Annotated in this window: 5 protein-coding genes; 1 reads left to right on the top strand and 4 read right to left on the bottom strand. The window is 68.3% G+C overall.

All coding sequences use genetic code 11. From position 1 onward, the window contains the following. The coding region (locus tag U9980_RS07590; protein WP_322767296.1) for an SIS domain-containing protein at window positions 1-150 on the top strand (150 nt) is incomplete at its 5' end. 74 nt (window positions 151-224) lie between these two features. On the opposite strand, the gene U9980_RS07585 is transcribed toward U9980_RS07590, so the two are convergent. From U9980_RS07585 to U9980_RS07570, 4 genes are all read right to left on the bottom strand, one after another. Beyond that, complete coding sequence (locus U9980_RS07585) at window positions 225-554, bottom strand: hypothetical protein (protein WP_322767287.1); 330 nt, start codon at window positions 552-554, stop codon at window positions 225-227. 184 nt (window positions 555-738) lie between these two features. Continuing rightward, a complete protein-coding gene (locus U9980_RS07580; RefSeq protein ID WP_322767286.1) occupies window positions 739-1,236 on the bottom strand; it encodes a hypothetical protein in 498 nt (165 codons plus the stop codon). 40 nt (window positions 1,237-1,276) lie between these two features. Next, window positions 1,277-3,010: a hypothetical protein gene (locus U9980_RS07575; protein ID WP_322767285.1), complete on the bottom strand. Its 1,734-nt coding sequence runs from the start codon at window positions 3,008-3,010 to the stop codon at window positions 1,277-1,279. Between the two features lie 114 nt (window positions 3,011-3,124). Beyond that, a complete protein-coding gene (locus U9980_RS07570) occupies window positions 3,125-3,964 on the bottom strand; it encodes a thiopeptide-type bacteriocin biosynthesis protein (protein ID WP_322767284.1) in 840 nt (279 codons plus the stop codon). Window positions 3,965-3,994: the final 30 nt, after the last annotated feature.

The raw sequence follows: 3,994 nt of genomic DNA, 5'->3' as shown, positions 1-3,994 counted from the left end.
TCCGCGCAGGGGTCGAGCCGCCTGGAGCGGCTGGCCTCCCTGGTCGGCCTGTTCGACTACGCCAGCGTCTACCTCGGCATCGTGCTCGGTCTCGACCCGACCCCGGTCGCCGCCGCCCGCGATCTCGACATCCGCCCACTACCGAACTAAGAGCGCCCGGCAGGCCGTACCGACGACGGCCGGCGTGGCCCAGTGAGTTTGTTCGTCGACCGCGGGCGCCGTGGTCAACATCCCCGTGCCGGCCGCCAGCTGAGCGCCCGCAGGTGGGGCCGGACCGGCGGATTCCCGCTGTCGATGCTCTCGACCTGCACCGTGACGCAGGCACCGACCTGAAGCCCTCGAAGGATCTGCGCGCTGGCCAGGTAGCAGTCACCCGAGTCTGGCGGTTCCCAGGCGCTGCAGAAGCTGATGGGACCTACGGTTGTGACTATTCCTGTCGTCGTCATGTGCCGATCCCTGTGCAGGAAGTACACGATTGTCGCCGCTGTTGCGGTGAGCACCAGAACGGCGGCCGCGAAGTAGGCCAATCGGATGCGCGATCGCGCCGGATTCACATTGATCGCCTTCTGTCGATGGCCGGCAGAACACATCGGGAATCTTTGCCCTGCTGGACCGTCAGGGTTCACTTCCTGGTACGAAATGCCATTCGTACCAGGATATCCGCGTTTTGCGTGAGCTTCACCGCGGGTTCCGGTTCTCCCCGCCGCGCGGCGGGAGTCGGATCTTCACGGCAGATCTTCACGGCTGAAGGCGGTTCCTTCGCTTCGCGCCATTCGGCCAGATGACCTCCACAGTGCGTCCCGTGGACCTGGCGTACCCGACGACGGTGGCCGTACCCGCTCGGTCGGCCGGAGCCTGGCCGTCCCAGACCGCCATGAGCAGGTCGATGGAGTCGACGAGGGCCTCGTTCGCAGCCTGGTAGGCCGCGCGGTCGGAGATCTCGTGCGGCATGACCCGTACGCCGGCGGCGCGGCGGACGAGGCTGTCGAACAGGTCGGCGTGGTCGGCTTTAACCTTTTGCTCCCGGTAGTCGGCGGCGGGGAGAATTATCTCCAGCGCGCCGCCGATCTCCAGGACCACGTCGGCGAAGATGCTGTCGGCGCCGGCCGCGATGCAGCTGACACCCGTGAGGCCCGACGGGACGTGCGGGGTGAGGGCTTCCACGAGGGCGGCACGCACGAGCGAGGTGCTCGTGGGCGTGAGGTCCATGTGGCCGGTGACACCGATGCGGGCCAAGACTCGGGCCTCCTCGCGTCTCGATCGTCCAGGTCGCCGTTCAGCCGGCGTTCAGCACGAGCTTGATCCTTGCGCACAGCTCGGCGACGGGGCGAGCCGATGTCCTGGTCTCGGCGTGCCGGTAGAATTCGGCCAGCTTGACGCGTACCCGGCTGGACCGTGTCTGTTCAACCGTCGTCAGCGCGTCATGGCCCAGCCGTGCCGCTTCGTCGAACTCGCCCTGCACAAGCCTGATCTCGGCGAACCCGAGCTGGTCGAGGGCGGCGCTGCGCAGGCTGTGACTGCCCCGCAGCTCAACGCTCTGACTCAGCCAGCTGGCTGCCTCATCGGCGTACCCGGGCGACTGGTGCGCGACGTCGAGCAGCCGCCCACCGGTGACGCCGACAAGTTCCGCCTGGTCAAAGTAGGAAATCCAGTACGGTTCGGCAGCCGGGTCGACGTCGCGGAGCTGGTCCTGCGCCCTGCTCGTCGCCCGCCGGAACGCGGCGAGCCGGCCCTGCTTGGCGTACGCCCATGCCTCGCGCGTGCACAGCATCGCGCGCACCGCTGGAGTTACACGTCCGTCGGCGACGTCCTGCGCGAGACGGACGAGCTCAAGCCCTTCAGCCGCCCGGTCGAGGTAGAACTGCTGGCGCGCCATGCCAGCGAGGATGTTGACGCAGGACGCGGGGTCGTCTGCCGTCCTGGCCGAGCGAAGGGCAAGCAGGTAGTAGCGCTGCGCGATCCCGCCCTGGCCCGAGTCCCAGGACATGGTCGCCGCGGTCTCGGCAAGGTCGGCCATCGCGCTGTGGAGGCGGCGCGTCAGGTCCGCCGGGTGGGAGAAGTCGTGAAGCTCGTCCGCGACCTCGGCGAGCTGTCCCACGACCGCCTTCCGGCGAAGGCCGCCGCCAAACTGGTTGTCCCACGCCCGGAAGATCCGCGCGGCGTGTTCGATCTGTTCGATCTCCTGATATCCGACACCGGCGGTGCGGCGCGGTGTCGGGAACGGTTCGGACGCGGCCAGCCATCGCTCGACACGTTCGAGGAGAGCAGCGCCGACGAGCACACCGACGACGGTGCGGGCCGCTTCGCGGCGGTCGACCGCGAGATCATCCCTGGTGAAGCGACTCACCAGTTCCGCGGTCGACGATGTTTCCGGGGCCATAGGGCTTGCCTTGTCATCGCGGGGGTCGCCGGTCGGCGTGCGGCCCAGCACCGGCAGCGGACGTGTCGTGGCAACGCAGTTGGGCTCGGTGTTGACGCTGACAGCAGTTACCGAAACCACGATGCCGAGTGCACGCTCGAGTACAGCGTCCGAGTATGCGCGGTCGATGGCTGTCGAGACCGTCGGCGGAGAAGACGACGGCTGTCCGACGACGGTTCCGCCACCCCGGCGCATCGTATTCATGAGGAGCTGGTCGCCGGACGGCATCTGTTCGCGGTCGTCGAGGTCGATGAGGTTGTGGACGTCGGTGCCGTAGACCTCGGCGAGCAGGGCGAGGATCTGCGGGGTGGGGCGTCGCCGGAGCGGAACGGGCCAGTTCTCCAGCTCGCTCAGCCGCGGCGCGGTCATCGCGGCGATGCCGTCGGGGTCGACGCCGGTGCGGGCGGCATGCGCGTTGATGCGGTTGGCGGCCTGCTGCAACGTCCAGCCGTAAGCGACGCGGTGAGCAACGCGCGGGCGTAGCTTGTAACGGCGGGCGAACTCGACGGCGATTTCGTCGTGGCTCATCCCGGCGGCGCGCATCCGAGCCCGCAACTCATCCTGCTCAACTCTTTGGCCGAGTTTGCCCACGACAACCCATCCTCTCGGGGCCTTGTCTCTGACCGGTGCTGGTGCAGTGTCCCTCGCGGGAACTGGGCCACGGGAACGGTAACCGCCCGGTCGCCCACGGAACAGACCCGGTGGTCAACCAGCGCCACGCCCCACACCGGGCGCTGCCGTCTGGCGATGTCTGGTTGATCGGTCTACGGACACATTGCCGAAGACGGCGTCCTTCGCGGCTCGCGCGAGAGTGGCTTGTGTGGTCGCCGCAAGCCCGAGCCGATTCCAGTGGAAGATCACATGCAGCGAGATGACCGCGCGAATGCCTCGTGTGAGCGTGCCTCTTTCCCGCAGGGTCCGGAGGCTTCTACCCGTTTCCTCGAACGCGGCGAGCCAGTCGGTGTCGATGAGGTCTGCGAGGGCGTCGCCGAGGAGGAGGTGGCGGACATCGCTGGTGAACGATGCCCAAACCCGTGGGTCAGGTGGTGCGTCGGCCAGGCCGGAGCGGTGCTCGGCGACCCGGGCCCAGACGTCGCCCTGCTCGTTGACATCGAGTCCCGCGGCGCGCATGAGTGCGGTACACAGCACGAGGGAGTGTTCCCGCCGGTCGGCCGGGTCGCCGCGGAGGAAGGTGAGCAGGTGGCGGCTGTCGCGGTGGAACAGCGCATGCGCAGTGTCCATGCTGCTGGGCCCGCCGAAGGCGTGGACTTCTGGTTCGTAGATGTCGTCGGTCCAGTCGACTCCGTCGGTGAGCAGGGGATGAAGGGGGTCGGCGTTCGGCTCGTCGCCGCCGTCGGCGTCCTGTGCGAGCAGGTAGCGGACGCGCCAGGGGCCCTTGCGGATGAAGAACCAGGAGGTGATGAGGCCGTCGGCCTCGGCGGCGGGCAGGACGCGGGCGAGATGGTCGACGGCGGGGCGTTCCCGCTGCTGGGAGTCCGGGCCAGGGTAGGTGATGGTCACCTGCTTCCAGGCTGTTTCGTGCATCGTCGGGCCTTTCGGTCAGCAGAGCAGGAG

The organism is Protofrankia sp. Cr1, assembly GCF_963555865.1.
GTDB lineage: Bacteria > Actinomycetota > Actinomycetes > Frankiales > Frankiaceae > Protofrankia.
Note: the sequence above shows the minus strand (reverse complement) of the source record. Positions and strands in the feature narration are given on the sequence as shown.